Source organism: Pseudomonas sp. B21-031, from assembly GCF_024748985.1.
GTDB lineage: Bacteria > Pseudomonadota > Gammaproteobacteria > Pseudomonadales > Pseudomonadaceae > Aquipseudomonas > Aquipseudomonas kermanshahensis.
The window spans coordinates 2,157,810-2,175,243 of sequence record NZ_CP087181.1 but is presented as its reverse complement, the minus strand read 5'-3'; the positions used below and the strand labels follow the sequence as shown (position 1 = coordinate 2,175,243).

Sequence of the window (17,434 nt, the reverse complement as noted above, 5' to 3'; positions counted from 1 at the left end):
GCAACGGCCTCCGGTTTGGTACAGAGGGAGGCCCCAGATGCACAAGCACCCGCGCACCCGTTCCGAGCTGGCCGAGGCGCTCTTTCGCCTGCGCCGCAGCTTCTACTCACTGGCAGGCTTCAGTGGCGTGATAAACGTCATGATGTTGACGCCAGCTGTCTACATGCTCCAGGTCTACGACCGCGCCCTGGTCAGCCGTAACGTCACCACATTGACGATGCTCACCGTGCTGGTTGTCGGGCTGTTCCTGCTGATGTCCGCCTTGGAAATGATCCGCACCCGCGTGTTGATCCGGGTCGGCAACTGCCTGGACATGGACCTCAACCGGCGCATCTTCAGCGCCGCCTTCGAGCGCAACCTGAACCGCGCCGGTGGCAACCCGGCCCAGGCCCTGCAAGACCTGGCACAGGTCCGCCAGTTCTTGACCGGCAATGGCCTGTTCGCCTTCTTCGATGCACCGTGGACGCCCATCTACCTGCTGGTGTGCTACCTGATCCACCCATTGCTGGGGCTGGTTACGATGATCGGCTCGATGATCCTCGCCGGCCTGGCGTACCTCACCGAAAAGGCCACCCACAAGCCGTTGGCCGAGGCCAACCACGCGGCGCTGTCGTCTGCCAACTACGCCAACAACAACCTGCGCAATGCCGAGGTCATCGAGGCCATGGGCATGCTGCCGTCGATCAGCAAGCGTTGGTACCAGAGCCATCTGCGCATCCTGCAGATGCAGACCCTGGCGTCCGACCGTGCGGCCTTGATCAGTAGCACCGGGCGCTTCGTGCGCATCACCCTGCAATCGCTGATCCTCGGCACCGGTGCGCTGCTGGCGATCGAAGGCAAGATCACCCCGGGCATGATGATCGCCTGCTCGATCCTCACCGGACGCGCACTGGGGCCGGTGGAACAGGTCATCGCCTCGTGGAAGCAACTGCTTGGCTGCCGGTCAGCCTGGGGGCGGCTGAGCGAGCTGCTGCAGGACTACCCGCGCCGCCCACCGAGCATGTCGCTGCAGCGCCCCCTGGGCATGCTCGCCGTGGAGAACGTGTTTGCTGGCGCCCCCGGCACCAACACCACCATTCTGCGCGGGGTGAGCTTCAGCCTGGCGCCGGGCGAAAGCCTCGGCATCATCGGCCCCTCCGCCTCGGGCAAGTCCACCCTCGCCCGCCTGCTGGTTGGCGTCTGGCCGACCCAGGCCGGCAAGGTGCGCCTGGACGGCGCCGACATCTTCACCTGGAACAAAGGCGAACTGGGCCCGTGGCTCGGCTACCTGCCGCAGGACGTCGAACTGTTCGAAGGGACCATCGCCGACAACATCGCGCGGTTTGCCGAGGTGGACAGCGATGCGGTCATCCGCGCAGCCAAGAGCACCGGCGTGCACGAGATGATCCTGCGCTTCCCGCAGGGCTACGACACCCGCCTGGGCACCGATGGCAGCCCGCTTTCCGGTGGCCAGAAACAGCGCATTGCCCTGGCCCGTGCGTTGTATGGCGAACCTAACCTGGTGGTGCTGGATGAGCCCAACGCCAACCTCGACGATGTCGGGGAAAAGGCCCTGGTCGATGCCCTGGGCGAACTCAAAGGCCGTGGCGCCACGGTGGTGCTGATTTCTCACCGGCCCAACGTACTGTGCGCCGTCGACAAGGTGCTGATGCTGCGTGACGGCGGCGTGCAGATGCTGGGCACGCGCGACGAAGTCTTTGCCGCCCTGCGCAAGGCAAGCGTGATACCAGCGGCCGCAGCAGCGCCGCTGGCTTCGGTAAAAGTACGGGAGTAACCGATCATGCACATGAGCCAACCGACCGAGTTGATCCCTGCCGAGGCCAAGAGCCTGATCGACCTGGATGCCGGCAAGCCGGTGCGCTGGGGCCTGTGGCTGGTGCTGGCCGGCTTCGGCGGCTTTTTGCTGTGGGCCTGGCTGGCGCCGCTGGATGCCGGCGTGGTCGCCACCGGCACGGTCAAGGTCAGCAGCAATCGCAAGGCCGTGCAGCACTTGAGCGGCGGCACCGTGGAGGCGATCCTGGTGCGCGAAGGCGACGTGGTGAAAAAGGACCAGGAACTGGTTCGCCTCGATGCCCTGCGGGCCGTGGCCGAACAGGGCGCAGTCAGTGCCCAGTACATTGTCAGCAAAACCGTGGAAAACCGCCTCGAAGCCGAGCGCGACAACCGCGACACGGTAACCTTCGACCCCGCGCTGCTCAAGCGCTTCGGCGCAGACCCACGCCTGCTGGCCGCCATGGACTTGCAGCAGCGCTTGCTGGACACCCGCCGCGCCGGCCTGGCGGGCGAACTCAGCATCCTCGAAGAGAACCTGGCGGCATCGGCCGTGCAGCTCAAAGGCCTGCAGCAGGTGTACGGCGCCCGCGCCTCGCAGATCAACTTCCTCGGCCAGGAGCTGCAAGGGACCCGCGTGCTGGCCGCCGAAGGCTATGTACCGCGCAACCGCCTGCTGGAACTGGAGCGCAGCAACGCCGACCTCTCCGCCGGCCAGGCCGAGAACCTCAACAACATCGCCCGGGTGCGCAGCCAGGCCACCGAGATCAAACTGCGCATGCTTCAGCGCCAGCACGATTACTTGAAAGAAGTCGAATCGCAACTGACTGACACCGCCAAGGAAAACACCACCCTGGCCGACCGCTTGCGTGCATTGGACTATGAAGTGACCCACACGGTGATCCGTTCACCCATCGATGGCATGGTCCAGGCGCTGGGCATCGCCACGGTCGGCGGGGTTATCCAGCCTGGCGCCAAGCTGATGGAAATCGTCCCGCTCGACGAGCCGCTGCAGGTCGACGCGATGATCCCGGTGCAGGCCATCGACAAAATGGTCCCAGGGCTTGCCGTGGACATCGCCTTCCCGGCCTTCAACCACGCCCAGACCCCAAACATCCCCGGCCGGGTCAAAACCATCTCTGCCGACCGCCTGCTTGATGAAGAAAGCAAGCAGCCGTTCTACCTGGCGCAGGTTGACGTCTCACCCGCCGGCATGAGCCTGCTGGGCAGCAACCACATACGCCCCGGCATGCCAGCCACCGTCACCATCAAGACCGGCGAGCGCAACCTGCTCAGCTACCTGCTCAAACCCATGCTCGAACGCGTCGACAGCGCCTTCAAGGAGCAATGAGATGAACCGCCACTGCCTGATGTTGTGCCTGTTGGGGTTGTCCTTGCCAGCCAGTGCCATGGACCTGAAGCAAGCCTGGGACCTGCTGCAGTACCAAGGGCCCATCTACCATGCCGCCGAGCATGAGAAACAGGCCGGCCTGGAGAACCGGGCCATCGGCCAGGCCGGCCTGCTGCCGCAGATCAATGCCACGGCCTATTACAACAAGGTCAATGGCTCGCAGCGCCAGAGCGGCCAGGACAACGACCTGGACTATGACTCTAAAGGCGCCAACGTGCGCCTGCGCCAACCGCTGTTCAACAAACAGAAAATGGCCGAATACCGCCAGGGCCAGCAGCGTGCCGACTACAGCGTCGCGGTGTTCGATGCCAAGAGCCAGGATGCCGCGGTGCGCCTGGCCGACAGTTATTTCGATGTGCTGTTGGCCAGCGAAACCATCACGCTGGCCAGGGCCAAGCTGAACGCTTTCGAGGAGCAGCTTGCGTCAGCGAAACGGCGCATGGAGCTGGGCGCCGGCACGGTGACCGATATCGACGAGTCGGTCGCTCGCCGCGACCTGGCTGAGGCCGACCTGATCGAGGCGCAGGACAACCTGGTCAACGCCCGCCGCAAGCTCGAGGAGTACATCGGTGAAACCCCGGCATCGCTGACCACCTTGCAGCCAGGCTTCACCACCCCGCCGCTGCTGCCGGGCAACCTGCAGGACTGGCTGGTCAAAGCACAAACCGACAGCCCGCTGATTCACGCCCGCCGGCACAGCTACGAACTGGCAGAAGAAGAGGTGAACCGGGCCAAGGCCGGGCATTGGCCGACCCTGGACTTCGTTGCGGGCTACACCGCGGGCAGCAGCCAATCGATTTCAGAGCTGAACCAGCGCAACCAGTACAGCTCGATCGGCCTGGAACTGAACATCCCGCTGTACAGCGGTGGCAGCACCAGCGCGCTGACCCGCCAGGCCAGCGCCAACAGTTCGAAAGCGCTGGACGAGCTCGACGCCACCCGCCAGGAAGTCATCTCCGGCACCACCCGTGAGTACCGAGGTGTGCAGAGTGGCGCCATGCGTATCCATGCGCTGGAAAAGGCCGTCGCGTCCAACGAACGCTCGTTGACCTCGACACGCAAGGGCTTCAAGGAGGGCGGTACCAGTACCAACTCGGATGTGCTTAATGCGGAGGAATTGCTCTTTGACGCACGGCATGACCTGTTCGAGGCCAAGTTGAACTACCTGATGTCGCGCCTGCGCCTGGCGTCATCGGTGGGCAGCCTGGGGGATGACGATATCGAGCTGGTCAACAATTACCTTGGGCCGGAGTTGATGGTGAGTAACTGACCTGCTCTGGCTTTGTTTAAGCTTGAGATTGTTGGGGCGTTTTGCGCCCCAAGATCCTAAAGCCTACTTACAACCCACAAGCCTGCAAGACCGTTACCGCTAGCCCCAGTAAGCACACCAGCCCCACCGCAAAGCTGACTGTCCTCCAGGGCTGCAAACCGCTCAGGTAGCACACCGTATGCGCCACCCTGGCAACGGTGAACACCACACTCAGCCAAATAATGACGACCGCAGCAACATTCAGCGCAATAGCCAAGCCGGCCAAGGCAAAAAACGCTGGAATATTCTCCAGATCATTCGCCCAAGCCCTGCCCGCCCGGCTGACCTGCGGCAGTTCTTCAACATTGGCCAAGCGCCCGAAGAACGCTGCGTCTTCACCATTGGTGAAGGCCTGGTAACGCAGGCGGTAATAGCCTTGGTAGCAAGAGATCGCCAGCATCTTCATGAACAGCGCGACAACACAGACCGCATAGACAGACAGGGCACCGTGCATCACGCCCCCTCCTGAGCAGGATGTGCCGAGCGCCTGCCAAAGCCTTCAAACACGATGTACAGAAGCGGCCCCACTGACACAAACACAGCCGTGAGCAGCAAAAAAGGGGCAACCCGTAACCACGATCGCCCTTTCGAACGGGCATCCGTGATCATCCAGGCGCATGCAAGCCCAGCCATCACGTACAAGTCGATTACAACCTGCGCGGTGTCAGGCCGGGCCATCAGTTCAAGGCCAAATGCGAGCAATGATTGCTCTGCAATGAACATCGTCCAGCCGGTGTACAACGAAAACGACATCAGGGTAGCCAGCGCGATCCAAGTGCTTTTCATCTGCAACGCTCCATAACCAATACCGCGACAAGGTAGTGCTATGGTTGCAGCCTGCTCAATGACCTCACAGGTCATCGACGCCTCCGCTCACGCCCCGTCAGAGTTGCCCCATGAGTAACCGCCCTTTTCACCCGACCGTGTCACCCGGTAACCCGGCAGGCAACCAATTGCGCCGGCACCGTCAACAGGCAGGTTTGAGTCAGCTTGAGCTGGCGCTACGCGCCAACGTATCCCAGCGTCACCTGAGCTGCGTGGAGACCGGTCGCGCCAAACCAAGCCCAGGCACATTGCATGCCTTGCTTTCTGCGCTGGACGTACCGTTGGAGGCATGCAACGAGGTTTTCCTCGCGGCAGGCTATGCGCCCCGCTACACCGCGTCGCCGCTGAATGCGCCCGCGATGGCAATGGTGCACGAGGCGATTGCGCATATTTTGCAGGCCAACAACCCTGCGCCTGCGATCGTTCTGGACAGTACTTGGCGCATCACCGCAGCCAACACCGCTGCAACCCGGCTGCTGCACATAGCCGGGGTCAATATGCGCAACTGCACAGCGCTCAATCTGCTGCAGTTGCTGTTTTGCCCTGGGGGGTTGGGTGATGCCTTGGTCAACATGGAGGAAGTCCGCGCAATCGCTTGGCAACGCGCCTCCCGCGAAGCAGCCGGCAACGCGGCGTTGGCGAGCCTATTGGCGCAACTGCCGACGCCCCAAGTGCGTACCGCAGTCGTATCGTCGTCGCCCGTGGTGCTGACTCGGCTGCGCTCGAGCCAGGGCGAGTTGAAGTTTCTCTCGACGTTCACGACGTTTGGCATGCCTCAGGATATAACAGTGGCATCGCTGCGCATCGAGCACTTGATTCCCGCCGATGCGCAAACCTGGCAAGCCATGACATTGGCCTGCAGTGATACGACGAATACTCAGTGAGTGGGGAAACACGATGGCTGAGCCACCCGTCAGTGTGTTTCGTGTCCGCGGCAATCGCATTATTCCGCTTCAGGCGCGGAGTGATCAGCGTACTGATTGCCAGCGCAATGGCGGGCCTTGCAACGCACCTCTTGGCGGGGGCACAGTGATGTTAGACAGCGAATCCAGCCATGAGGGACTACCCATGCTCGACGCCGAAACGCACGTGCTCAATAGCTGGCAGCACAACGCCCAAGCCTGGATCGACGCGGTGCGCAGTGGCGCCATCGAGAGCCGTCGGCAGGTGACAGACCAGGCAATCCTGCTGGCCATTCTCAGCCGGCAACCCGAGCGCGTGCTCGACCTTGGGTGTGGTGAAGGCTGGTTGCTGCGGGCGCTGGCTGATCGCGGTATCGAGGCGGTCGGCGTGGATGGCGACCACACCCTGGTGGAGGCGGCCCGTGCGGCAGGCTCCGCCGAGGTGCACCTTGGCAGTTACGCACAGCTGGCCGAGGGCGACGTCAGCGTTGGCCGTGGCTACGATTTGGTTTGTGCCAATTTTGCGTTGTTGCAGCAGGACGTCATCCCCTTGTTGGCGGCGATGAATGGGCTGCTGGCTCCGGGTGGTGCAGTGGTGATCCAGACGTTGCACCCCTGGAGTGTGGCTGCGGGCGATTATCAGGATGGCTGGCGGGAAGAGTCGTTCGCAGGGTTTGCCGGGGACTGGCGGCCAATGCCTTGGTACTTCCGCACTTTGGCCAGTTGGCTGAATGCATTGGACATGGCTGGGTTGCGCCTGGTCAGCCTGCAGGAGCCGCAGCATCCGCAAAGTGCGGTGCCGCAGGCGTTGTTGATGGTGGCTGAAGGGCGGTGAACCCTGTGTGGCATTGCAAGTGAGTTGCCGACCCTTGTGGGAGCGGGCTTGCCCCGCGAACACCGGCAAAGCCGGTGCCATGCCCCGCGTCGCCCCATTCGCGGGACAAGCCGGCTCCCACAGGGTTGTGACAATCACAGAACGCGACTGCCACTTGAGACGCTTACAGCACCGGCTTGCGCGCTGCCCCGCTGCGGGCCTTGGCCATGGCTGCCAGGCGCACTGCAACGTTCGCTGCGCCATACCCGGCATAGCCGCCCTTGCGCTGGATGATCTCGAAGAAGAAGCGCTCCTCGAACGGCTCGGTGTATACGTGGAACAGTTCGCCGCCTTGGGCATCGCGGTCGTACAGCACGTTGTAATACGCCAGCTCACTGAGGAATTCGTCGTCGAAGTCGAAGCGCGCCGCCAGGTCATCGTAATAGTTGAGCGGGATTTCCAGCAGCGGCACGCCAGCCAACTTGGCACGCGCCACTTCACGGAAGATGTCATCACAATCGAAGGCGATGTGATGCACGCCCGAGCCGCGGTAACTGGACAATGCGTGGGCAATGGCGGTGTTGCGGTTCTCGGAAATGTTCAGCGGCAGGCGCAAGGTGCCGCACTGGCTGCGCAGCGCACGGCTCTTGACCAGGCCGTACGGGTCGGGCAGCACCACTTCGTCGTCGGCGGCGAAGTCGAACAGGCTCTTGTAGAACAGCACCCAGCTGTCCAGCGACTCGGCCGGCAGTGCCAGGGCCATGTGGTCGATACGGCGCAGGCCACCGCTGGCAGTGGCGGTTTTGTCCAGGCTGAAGTCGGTGTCATACAGGGTCTGGCCAGCAGTGCCCTGTTCTACCAGGTACAACAGGCTGCCATCGGGCGCGCGCACGGCGGGTACTTCGCACTCGTTGGGGCCGACCAAGCCACGGAACGGCTGGCCACGGAAGGCGGTGGCACGCTTCAGGGCAGCTTGCTGGTCCTTGACGCGCAACGCCGTGGCGCACAACGACGGGCCATGCGCCTCGAAGAAGTTGTGGCCAAACGAATAGGGTTCGGCATTGAGGACAATGTTGATGTCGCCCTGACGCAACAGTTGCACGTCCTTGCTGCGGTGCTTGCCGGCGTCGGCGAAGCCCAGGCGTTTCAGCCAGTTGCTCAAGCGCGCACCCACCGCCTCATCGACGGCGAATTCGAGGAACTCCACGCCATCATAGGCACTGGCCGCCGGCGGATTGAACAGCACGCCCGGCTCCACCGCCACGGCCTCTTGCTCCAGGCGCAGGCGGGTCTGCTCTTCGAGGTACAGCAGCGAGCGCAAGCCGTCGGCGGCATTCTGCCGGGGCGGTGCGGCGCGGAAGCCGTCGTTGAAGATTTCCAGGGACAGCGGGCCGCGGTAGCCGGTGGCGAGGATCGGTGCGAGGAAGCCGGCCAGGTCCATTTCGCCCTGCCCCGGGAAGCAGCGGAAATGCCGGCTCCACTCCAGCACGTCCATGGCCAGGATCGGTGCGTCGGCCATCTGCACGAAGAAAATCTTGTCGCCCGGGATGTCACGGATCGCGCTCGGGTCACCCTTGAGCGACAAGGTATGGAAACTGTCGAGGATCACCCCGAGCGACGGATGATCAGCCTGGCGCACCAGGTTCCAGACCTGCTGGTAGGTATTGACGTGACGCCCCCAGGCTAACGCTTCATAGCCGATGCGCAGGCCACGCTTGCCGGCATGTTCGGCCAGCAGGCGCAGGTCGTCCACCAGCAGCTGCTCGTCGCCCAAGGCATCGGCCTGGACGTTGCTGCACACCAGCACCAGGTCAGTGCCCAGCTCTTGCATCAAGTCGAACTTGCGCTCGGCGCGGTCGACGTTGCGCTGCAGCCGGTCGCGGCGGCAGCCTTCAAAGTCGCGGAACGGCTGGAACAGGGTGATGGCGATGCCCAGGTCTGCACACATCTGGCGAACCTGACGCGGGCTGCCGGCGTAATAGAGCAAGTCGTTTTCAAAAATTTCGACGCCGTCGAAACCGGCGGCGGCGATGGCTTCGAGCTTTTCCGGCAGAGTGCCGCTCAAGGACACGGTGGCAATCGAACGCTGCATGGCGGGAGTTCCTTGTTGTTAGGGGACGACGGCGCAGGAAAACCACGGTAACGGTGCCTGGCATGATGGATTATTCGCAGGTAAAGTCGCCTCATCAATCTCTTTGTACGGAATGGTTAGTTTTGTGTTCGATTACCGAACAAAACCGGATTTCGCGAATTGCTAGACCGCCACCCCGTGGTCAACATGAAACCAGACGCAGGCACACCGACCACCGCCTTCTTGCCAGACGGTCATTCGGCAGAACCTGCGCTAACAAGCCCAACGCCACAACATAATAAGTTCAATAAAACCGGGTACCGACCTATGAACACTGCTCTCGCCTTGCGATCCGCACCTGTCTCCTGGCTGCCTGTCACGGCCTTGGCGCGGAATACGCCCGCACTTCACGTTTGACCCCACTCCCGAGATAACCCCACGCTCGCCTTGCGCCGTGCGGGAACCAACAAGAACAACGGAGACACCGATGGCTCACTCCAGCTCTCAAGCCAAGAAAGCGACCGCCAGTGGATGGATAGGCTCGGCACTCGAGTACTACGACTTTTTCATCTATGCACAGGCTGCGGCCCTGATTTTCCCGCAAATCTTCTTCCCTAACACCGATCCGAAAATGGCGATCATCGCCTCGCTGGCCACTTACGGTGTCGGCTACCTGGCCCGCCCGGTCGGCGCCATCGTGCTCGGCCACTGGGGTGATACCCGCGGACGCAAGAACGTACTGCTGCTGTGCATGTTCCTGATGGGTGTGTCGACCATGGCTGTCGGCCTGCTGCCGACGTACCACGACATCGGCATCCTCGCCCCCGCCTTGCTGGTGCTGCTGCGCCTGGTCCAAGGCTTCGCGGTAGCCGGCGAGATCTCCGGCGCCAGTTCGATGATCATGGAGCACGCGCCGTTCGGCCGAAGAGGCTACTACGCGAGTTTCACCCTGCAGGGCGTGCAAGCCGGCCAGGTCTTGGCGGCGGCGGTGTTCCTGCCACTGGCCTACTTCATGCCGAGCGAAGCCTTCAACGACTGGGGCTGGAGGATTCCGTTCCTGATGAGCGCCGTGGTGCTGATCGCCGGCTTCATCATCCGTAAAGAAGTGCACGAAACGCCTGCCTTCGTGAAGGAAGAGAAGCAGGATAAAGTCGCCAAGTCGCCGGTCAGCGAGGCCTTCCGCCACAGCTGGAAACACATGGTGCTGGTGATGTTCATGGCCCTGATGAACGTGATCCCGGTCGTCGCGACCATCTTCGGCGCGGCCTACGCGGTGCAACCGGCCTATGGCATCGGCTTCGACAAGAGCGTGTACCTGTGGATTCCGGTGGTCGGCAACATCGTTGCGGTGCTGGTGATTCCATTCGTCGGCAACCTTTCCGACAAGATCGGCCGTCGTCCGACCATGATCGCTGGGTGCCTGGGTTCGGGCCTGCTGGCCTTCGTCTACCTGTATGCGATCAGCATCCAGAACGTACCGCTGGCCTTCGCCGCCTCGATCGTGATGTGGGGCATGGTCTACCAGGGCTACAACGCGGTGTTCCCAAGCTTCTACCCTGAGCTGTTCCAGACCCGCTACCGTGTTTCGGCCATGGCCATTGCGCAGAACATCGGCACCATGCTGACGGCCATGCTGCCGGCGCTGTTCGCCCTGGTGGCACCACCGGGCTCGGACAACATTCCACTGGTCGTGGGTGGTATGGCGTTCTTCATCACCTGCATCTGCGCCCTGGCGGCGTACATCGCACCGGAAACCCATCGCCTGTCGATGGAAGACCTCGGCAACCCACAGGCCAAGCCGATGGAGAAGGCCGCGTACGAAGCCAGCCGTAAAGGCAGCTTGCAGACTGCAAGCCACTGATAGATCGCAGGGGGCTGCTGCGCAGCCCTTTCGCCGGCAAGCCGGCTCCCACAGGTGTGCGCAAATCCCTGTAGGAGCCGGCTTGCTGGCGAATGGGCCGCAAAGCGGCCCCAGCGTTTTCAGGCCTTGATCACTTCCTGCAGCCGCTGCCACAGTCTTTCAACATGTTCCCGCTCGGTCGGCAATGCGCCAATCGACACCCGCACCATCCACCGCCCATCAAGGGTCGCCGGCGTTACATACGCCTCCCCAGAACCATTGAGCCGCTCGGCCCAGGCCTTGGTATGCGCATCCAGCGCCTCCCCTTCCAGCCCCGCCGGCCGATGCTGGATGCACAGCGTCTGCAACTGCACGGGTGCCAATAGCGTCCAACCCGGCGTCGCCTCGACCTGCCCAGCAAGCCACTGAGCGTTATCCAAATCACGGCGCAAGCGCGCCTGCAGCGCTTCGACGCCTTCGCTGCGCAACATGAACCACAGTTTCAAAGCGCGGAACCGCCGGCCCAGTGGAATACCCCAATCACGCAGGTTCTTGACCTCACCATCCACCGCCGACTGCAGGTAGCTGGGGTTGGTGCTCATCACCCGGATTAGGTGCTGCGGGTCGCGCACGTAATAGATCGAACAATCAAAGGCCACACCCAGCCATTTGTGCGCGTTGACCACCACCGAGTCGGCCAGCTCGATGCCGTCCCACATCCAGCGGCACTCGGGCAGAATCATCGCCGACCCCGCCATGGCCGAGTCAACGTGCAGCCACAGGCCATGGGCCTGAGTGATTTCACCAATCGGGCGCAGTGGGTCAAGCGCCGTGGTGGCGGTGGTGCCGGTGGTCGCGACTACCGCACAGGGCTGATTACCTGCCGCCAGGTCCTGCTCGATGGCCGCCCGCAGCGCTTCTGGCTGCAGGGCGAACTGCGCGTCGGTGGGGATCAGGCGAATGTTGTCACGGCCAAAACCGGCCAGCAGTGCGGCCTTGTCCACCGAGCTGTGAGCGTGGGCGCTGACGTAGACGATCAGCGGCTTGGCCTGGGCCTGCAGGCCACCGCGGACCAACGCGTAATCGCTGGCCCGTTCGCGGGCGCAGATCAGCGCCACCAGGGTGCTGGTCGAGGCGGTGTCCTGGATCACCCCGCTCCATTGCCCTGAAAGGCCGAGCAACTGACGCAGCCAGTCGAGGGTGGTTTCTTCCAGCTCGCTCAAGGCAGGGCTGGACTGCCAGGACAGGCCCAGTACACCCAGGCCGGTACTGAGAAAGTCGCCCAGCACCGATGACAAGGTGCCGTTGGACGGGAAGTAACCGTAGAAATCCGGGTGCTGCCAGTGCGACAGGCCTGGCATGACCAAGTTGTTGACGTCGTCGAGAATCGCCTCGAAGGGTTCGCCCTGCTGCGGGGCGTACTCAGGCAGGGCCGCTTTCAGGTAACCCGGTTCGACTTGGGCCATGACCGGGCGTTCGCCTACGGTTTGGCGGTAGTCGGCGATCAGGTCGATCAGTTGGTGGCCATACTGGCGGAATTGCTCTGGGGTCACGGGCGGTCTCCATTGGGCACTGGCAATACAGGCCCATTAGTCTAGGTGCCACCCGCCCTGCAAAGAACCCCGCTTCGCGCATACCTCCTATGGCGTTGGCGCATGCCCCCCTTGCACGCCGAACTGGGACTGGCGCCACAGCTCGAACACCCGGTTGCGCAACCAGCGGTGCTCGGCCGAGGCCTGCAGGCGCTGGTGCCAGACCACCCAGTAACGCTGACTGTGATCGATGAAGCCCAACGGTCGCCAGGCCAGGTCATGCAAACGGCACAGTTGCCGGGCAATGTGTTCCGGGACCGTGGCCACCGCCTGGCTGTTGCCGATCACTTGCACGGTGGCTGAAAAAAACGGCACTTCCAGGCTGACCCGCCGCTGCAGGCCCTGGGCGCGCAGGTGGCGGTCGATGAAGCTGTCCTTGTCGCCACCCCCGGAAATGCGCACATGCTTGTGCGCCAGATAGGCTGCCTGGCTGAGCGTGTCATGGGCGGTCAACGGGTGGTCGCGACGCATCAGGCACACCGCGCGGTCCTCGCCGAGCAGACGACCGTGCAGGTTGGGCGGCGACTCGTCGAACAACGTGGTGGCCAGGTCGATCTCGCCACTGGCCAGCAACGCGTACTGGCCAGCCTGCCAGGTGCGGTATTCGAGGGACACACCGGGCGCTTCGTGTTCCAGCGCCGCTACCAGCAGCGGCAGCATATGCTCGGCGACGTAGTCCGAAGCCGCCAGGCAGAAGCGCCGCTCGCAGCGGGCGGGGTCGAACACGGCCGGTTGGCGCAGGGCGTGCAGCTCTTCAAGGACTTGGCGCAGTGGCTCGACCAAGGCTTCGGCATGCTCGCTGAGCACGTAGCCACGGCCTTGGCGCACCAGCAGCGGGTCGTCGAAGGCTTCGCGCAGGTGGGCCAGTTGACGGCTCAGGGCAGATTGGCTGACACCCAGGCGCTCGGCGGCGTGGCTGAGGTTCTTGAGCTGCAGGAGGCAGTCGAGGGTGCGTAGATGGGCGAGGCTCAGGGAGGCGAAAGTTGGGTTCATGCAGGCTCCCCTTTATCAAATTCACCGACCCATTCGCGGGACAAGCCCGCTCCCACAGAGCTCCGCCGTGTTTGAGGTTAGCGGAGGCCTGTGGGAGCGGGCTTGCCCCGCGAAGGGCCGCAAAGCGGCCCCGGCTTTTAGTCGGTCAGGCCGACATAGACGTTCTGCACGTCATCGTTCTCATCGATCGCCTCAAGAAACGCCTCGACCTCGGCCAATGCCTCAGCGCTCAGGCTGGCAGCACTTACCGGGTTCTTCGGGGTGTAGCCGATCTTTGCCGAGGTCACGGTAAAACCATGCTCCGGCAGGGCCTTTTGCACCGCGTCCAGGTCGGTGGTGTCGGTGATGAACAGGGTCGAACCCTCCTCTTCCCCTTCCTCGAAGTCCTGGGCACCGGCTTCGATGGCGGCCATTTCCGGGTCGGCACCTTCGCTCGGGGTGGCTTCGATCAGGCCGACATGGTTGAAGTCCCAGGCCACCGAACCGCTCGCACCCAGCTGGCCCTTGCGGAACAGCACGCGGATCTGCGCGACGGTACGGTTAATGTTGTCCGTCAGGCACTCGACAATCAGCGGCACCTGGTGCGGCGCAAAACCTTCGTAGCTGACCGCGTGGTACTGCACGGCATCACCGTCCAGGCCAGCACCCTTGCGGATTGCCCGGTCCAGGGTCTCGCGGGTCATCGAGGCCTTTTTGGCCTGCACGATCGCCAGGCGCAGGCGCGGGTTCATGTCGGGATCCGCGCCCGATTTGGCAGCGATCTGGATCTCTTTGGACAGCTTGCCCATGATCTTGCCTTTGGCATTGGCCGCTGTTTCTCTATGTTTGGCTTTCCACTGTGCGCCCATGTCGACTCTCTTGTTTCAACGGCCAGTTCAGGAAGCGACCGGCCAAAAGTGGGTGCAGTTTATACGCCCTCGGGCATGTGATCGACAAGAAATCTCATGCTTTGTCGGCCTTCCCCGCCGCCGCCGCAAAACGTGCCAGGCGTACATCGAGGTGCCGTGGCCGCAGCCCGCGGTCCTCGGCGCGCTCCTTGCGGCGAATGGCATTGCGCACCATCAGCGCCCCCAGGTAGCGAATCGGCTCTGGCGGAAACAGCCCCAGCGGCCCCTTGACCAATGGCGAGCGGGTCCAGGGGTTGTCTAGCCCCAGCGCCAGCGACGACAGGATTTGCCCACCCATGTGGCACGGCCCGACGCCGCTGCCGGAATAGCCAAAGCCATAGAACACATTGCCCTGCCCGTCTAACCGGCCAAAGAACGGCAAGCCCGTGACGGAGCGGTCCGACGGGCCGTTCCAGCTGGCCGCCAAGGGCACATCCGCCAACGCCGGGAAAAACTCGCCCAGGCTTTCTCGCAGCAGCGGCCGGTACGGCGATGGCTGGTCGAATACCGGCAGCATGCGCCCGCCATAGGCGAAGGTATTGCCGCCCTTGCCGAGCATCAGCCGACCATCGGAGGTGTTGTGGTAGTAATGCACGAAAATGCGCGAATCGAGCACGCTGACGCCACTGTCCAGGCCGGTTTCACGCAACCGTTCGGGGCATGGTTCGGTAATCACCATGTCACTGGAGACGATCGCCACGCTGCGCTCGAACTGCGGGAACGCCCTCGCCATCCAGGCATTGAGGCCCAACACCACACGGTCGGCGTGCACCGTGCCGTGGGCCGTGCGCACCTGTACCGGCGTACCGTGCGCCAGGCCCGTCATGGCCGTGCCTTCGTGAATGCGCACGCCCCGCTGCAACGCCACCCGCCGCAGGCCGCGCACCAACTGCCCTGGCTGCACGGTGGCGGCGGCCGGCGAAAACCAGCCTTCCAGGTGCCGCGCCGACCCCGCCAGGCGTTGCACCTGGTCCAGCGGCAGCCGCTGGAACGAATTCACCCCCTGCTGCTCCAGCGCGGCGATCACCGCATCGGTGGCACCGACCTGGGCCGAGTTGGTGGCGGTGTACAGCGTGCCGTCCAGCCGGTAGTCACAGTCAATGCCATTGGCAGCGCAGAACGCGCCGATGGCACCGATGCTGCGTTCCGACTCGCGCACCAGGCGCACCGCTTCGGCCGCCCCGAACAGGCGCTCGAGGGTGAAGTACTTGGCCGACCACGACAGCGCACAACCGCCATTGCGACCACTGGCGCCAGCGCCGCAGATGTCGGCCTCGATCAGCACCACATCCAGCGCCGGCACCGCCTCTTTGAGCATCAACGCGGTCCACAGGCCGGTGTAGCCGCCGCCGACAATGCACACATCGCAACGGCTGTCGCCGTGCAGCGGCGGGCACGCCGCTTCCTGCGCCGAATCCAGGGCCTGTTGCAGCCAGAAGGGTCTCATTCGCTCGCTTTCCTTTAGGTACGCAGTGGCTTGATTGCCATGCTGGTGTTCGGTGCCACGTCGTGGCGCTGCACCGCGGTGGCCGGGCGGCTGTTCCAGTGCGGCATCAGCACCAGCGCCGAGAACAGTGCGCAACCGGCGAACACGATGAACACCGTGACGCCGTCGAAATAACCCGGCAGCAGCCCGCCAAGCACGGCCCCCACCGAGCCGCAGCCGTTGACGAAGCCTGCTGCAGTGGCACCGGCCTTGGCGGTGCCGAAGTCGATGGCCGCCGCGCCGCTGATCATCGAGTCCGGGCCATATAGGGTCAGGCCCATGACGAACAGCAGGCCCACCACCAGCATCACGCTGCCGGTGTGCATGGCCGCCATGAACGCCGCCAGCGTCACCGTCAACAGCATCAGGCTGATCACGCAGGCCGGCATGCGCCGCGCGCCGAACAGTTTGTCGGAGGCCAGGCCGATCATGATCGGCCCCAGCAGCCCGGCCAGTTCGAAGGCCGTGGGGATGATCGCCGCACCGACCTTGCCCACCGACGGCATTTGCTCGAAGACGATCACTGGCCCCCACAGCAGAATGGCGTAGCGCGCCGGCTTGAGCAGGAAGTAGGCCAGGCCCAGGGTCAACACCGTGCGATTACGCAGGATCTCGCGCAACGGCGCCCAGACACTGCACAGGTTCGCGCCCGGTGCCATGCTCTGTGGCTCGGGCTCTACGGCGGGCAAGCCGACGTCTTCTGGCTTGTTGCGCTGCAGGAAGAAAAACAGCACGGCCACCAGGGCGACCACCACGGCACTGGAGAAAAACGCGGCGTGCCAGGTGCCGACCAGGGTGTAAGCCCACCAGCCGGCAAACGGCGAGGCCACCAGGCCGCCAAAGGCATAGCACGAGCTCCACAACCCCAGTACCCGCCCGCGCTGCGCCGCTGGGAAGAAGCTGCCGATGTTCTTGCACAAACCGGCCCAGCCGGTGGACTGCGCCAGGCCTTGGATCAACATGCAGGTGGCGAAGATTGGGAAGGTGGCGTAGCTGCCCATCACCACCGCCGCCGCCGCCGAGATCAGCAAGCCGCCAAGCACCACCACACGTGGGCCGAAGCGGTCGGCAAGCATGCCCCAGGTGAACTGGCCCACGGCATAGGCGGCCAGGTAGATCGCGTCGAGGTTGGCCATGGCGGCCTTGTCGAGCATGAAGCCTGGGTCTTCGGCGATGCCCAGCTTGGCGACCGAGAACGCCTTGCGGGTGAAGTAGAAGGCGGCGTAGGCCAGCCAGGTGATTGCGAAAATCTGCATACGCCAGCGTTTGAACGTGGCTAGGGAATGGTTCATGTGAGTCTGACCTCTTGCTCAAGTGTGCCGGCAGAATGTGAAGAAACGCCTGTCTTGTTCTTGTGTTACGCACAGCGATGACGGGGCCTGTCATCGGGTCAGATGGCGCTGTATCAGCGCCATGGCCCCGACCGGCGCTTGTGGCTGCGGCGGGGCTGGGAGGTATGGAAACAGCTGGTGACTGATAAATAAAATCGATTTATCGTATTTCACTCATAAGCCCAGCTTGTTACTGGAGTCGT

14 protein-coding genes are annotated in these 17,434 nt (G+C 63.5%); 6 read left to right on the top strand and 8 right to left on the bottom strand.

Annotation, left to right across the window (positions count from 1 at the left end; translation table 11 throughout):
- Window positions 1-37 precede the first annotated feature (37 nt).
- Genes LOY53_RS09800 through LOY53_RS09790 form a run of 3 tightly spaced genes read left to right on the top strand, consistent with a single transcriptional unit; the run spans window position 38 to window position 4,451 of the window.
- Entirely contained in the window at window positions 38-1,774 is a 1,737-nt protein-coding gene (locus LOY53_RS09800) for a type I secretion system permease/ATPase (RefSeq protein ID WP_252823521.1), read from the top strand.
- A 6-nt stretch (window positions 1,775-1,780) separates the two neighbouring features.
- Entirely contained in the window at window positions 1,781-3,121 is a 1,341-nt protein-coding gene (locus LOY53_RS09795) for an HlyD family type I secretion periplasmic adaptor subunit (protein ID WP_258703929.1), read from the top strand.
- A gap of 1 nt (window position 3,122) precedes the next feature.
- The gene (locus LOY53_RS09790) at window positions 3,123-4,451 is read left to right on the top strand and encodes a TolC family outer membrane protein (protein ID WP_252823519.1); all 1,329 of its coding nucleotides are present in this window, start codon (window positions 3,123-3,125) and stop codon (window positions 4,449-4,451) included.
- A gap of 67 nt (window positions 4,452-4,518) precedes the next feature.
- Here LOY53_RS09790 and LOY53_RS09785 read toward each other — a convergent pair whose 3' ends face one another.
- Together LOY53_RS09785 and LOY53_RS09780 are read right to left on the bottom strand one after the other, a co-directional pair.
- Complete coding sequence (locus LOY53_RS09785) at window positions 4,519-4,944, bottom strand: MAPEG family protein (protein ID WP_258703928.1); 426 nt, start codon at window positions 4,942-4,944, stop codon at window positions 4,519-4,521.
- A complete protein-coding gene (locus LOY53_RS09780) occupies window positions 4,944-5,276 on the bottom strand; it encodes a DUF2834 domain-containing protein (RefSeq protein WP_252823516.1) in 333 nt (110 codons plus the stop codon). Before LOY53_RS09780 ends, LOY53_RS09785 begins: the two co-directional genes overlap by 1 nt.
- A 110-nt stretch (window positions 5,277-5,386) precedes the next feature.
- Between LOY53_RS09780 and LOY53_RS09775 the strand changes: the two genes are divergently transcribed.
- Window positions 5,387-6,199 carry a helix-turn-helix transcriptional regulator gene (locus tag LOY53_RS09775; RefSeq protein WP_258703927.1) on the top strand — a complete coding sequence of 271 codons (813 nt, stop codon included), beginning with the start codon at window positions 5,387-5,389 and terminating at the stop codon, window positions 6,197-6,199.
- 184 nt (window positions 6,200-6,383) lie between these two features.
- Window positions 6,384-7,052, top strand: a complete 669-nt coding sequence (locus LOY53_RS09770; protein WP_252823513.1) for a bifunctional 2-polyprenyl-6-hydroxyphenol methylase/3-demethylubiquinol 3-O-methyltransferase UbiG — start codon at window positions 6,384-6,386, stop codon at window positions 7,050-7,052.
- Between the two features lie 163 nt (window positions 7,053-7,215).
- Here LOY53_RS09770 and quiC read toward each other — a convergent pair whose 3' ends face one another.
- A complete protein-coding gene (quiC, locus tag LOY53_RS09765; protein ID WP_027593781.1) occupies window positions 7,216-9,123 on the bottom strand; it encodes a 3-dehydroshikimate dehydratase QuiC in 1,908 nt (635 codons plus the stop codon).
- 466 nt (window positions 9,124-9,589) lie between these two features.
- Between quiC and LOY53_RS09760 the strand changes: the two genes are divergently transcribed.
- The gene (locus tag LOY53_RS09760) at window positions 9,590-10,963 is read left to right on the top strand and encodes an MFS transporter (RefSeq protein WP_027593782.1); all 1,374 of its coding nucleotides are present in this window, start codon (window positions 9,590-9,592) and stop codon (window positions 10,961-10,963) included.
- A 119-nt stretch (window positions 10,964-11,082) separates the two neighbouring features.
- On the opposite strand, the gene LOY53_RS09755 is transcribed toward LOY53_RS09760, so the two are convergent.
- The 5 genes from LOY53_RS09755 to LOY53_RS09735 all read right to left on the bottom strand — a co-directional run bounded on the left by LOY53_RS09755 (window position 11,083) and on the right by LOY53_RS09735 (window position 17,192).
- A complete protein-coding gene (locus LOY53_RS09755; RefSeq protein WP_252823511.1) occupies window positions 11,083-12,495 on the bottom strand; it encodes a DOPA decarboxylase in 1,413 nt (470 codons plus the stop codon).
- A gap of 87 nt (window positions 12,496-12,582) precedes the next feature.
- Window positions 12,583-13,527, bottom strand: coding sequence for a LysR family transcriptional regulator (locus LOY53_RS09750; RefSeq protein ID WP_099453582.1), 945 nt, complete (start codon window positions 13,525-13,527; stop codon window positions 12,583-12,585).
- Between the two features lie 137 nt (window positions 13,528-13,664).
- A complete protein-coding gene (locus LOY53_RS09745; protein WP_085273298.1) occupies window positions 13,665-14,375 on the bottom strand; it encodes a YebC/PmpR family DNA-binding transcriptional regulator in 711 nt (236 codons plus the stop codon).
- 94 nt (window positions 14,376-14,469) lie between these two features.
- Window positions 14,470-15,861, bottom strand: coding sequence for an FAD-dependent oxidoreductase (locus LOY53_RS09740; protein WP_252823508.1), 1,392 nt, complete (start codon window positions 15,859-15,861; stop codon window positions 14,470-14,472).
- Window positions 15,862-15,875: 14 nt separating this feature from the next.
- Entirely contained in the window at window positions 15,876-17,192 is a 1,317-nt protein-coding gene (locus LOY53_RS09735) for an MFS transporter (RefSeq protein WP_252823506.1), read from the bottom strand.
- Window positions 17,193-17,434: the final 242 nt, after the last annotated feature.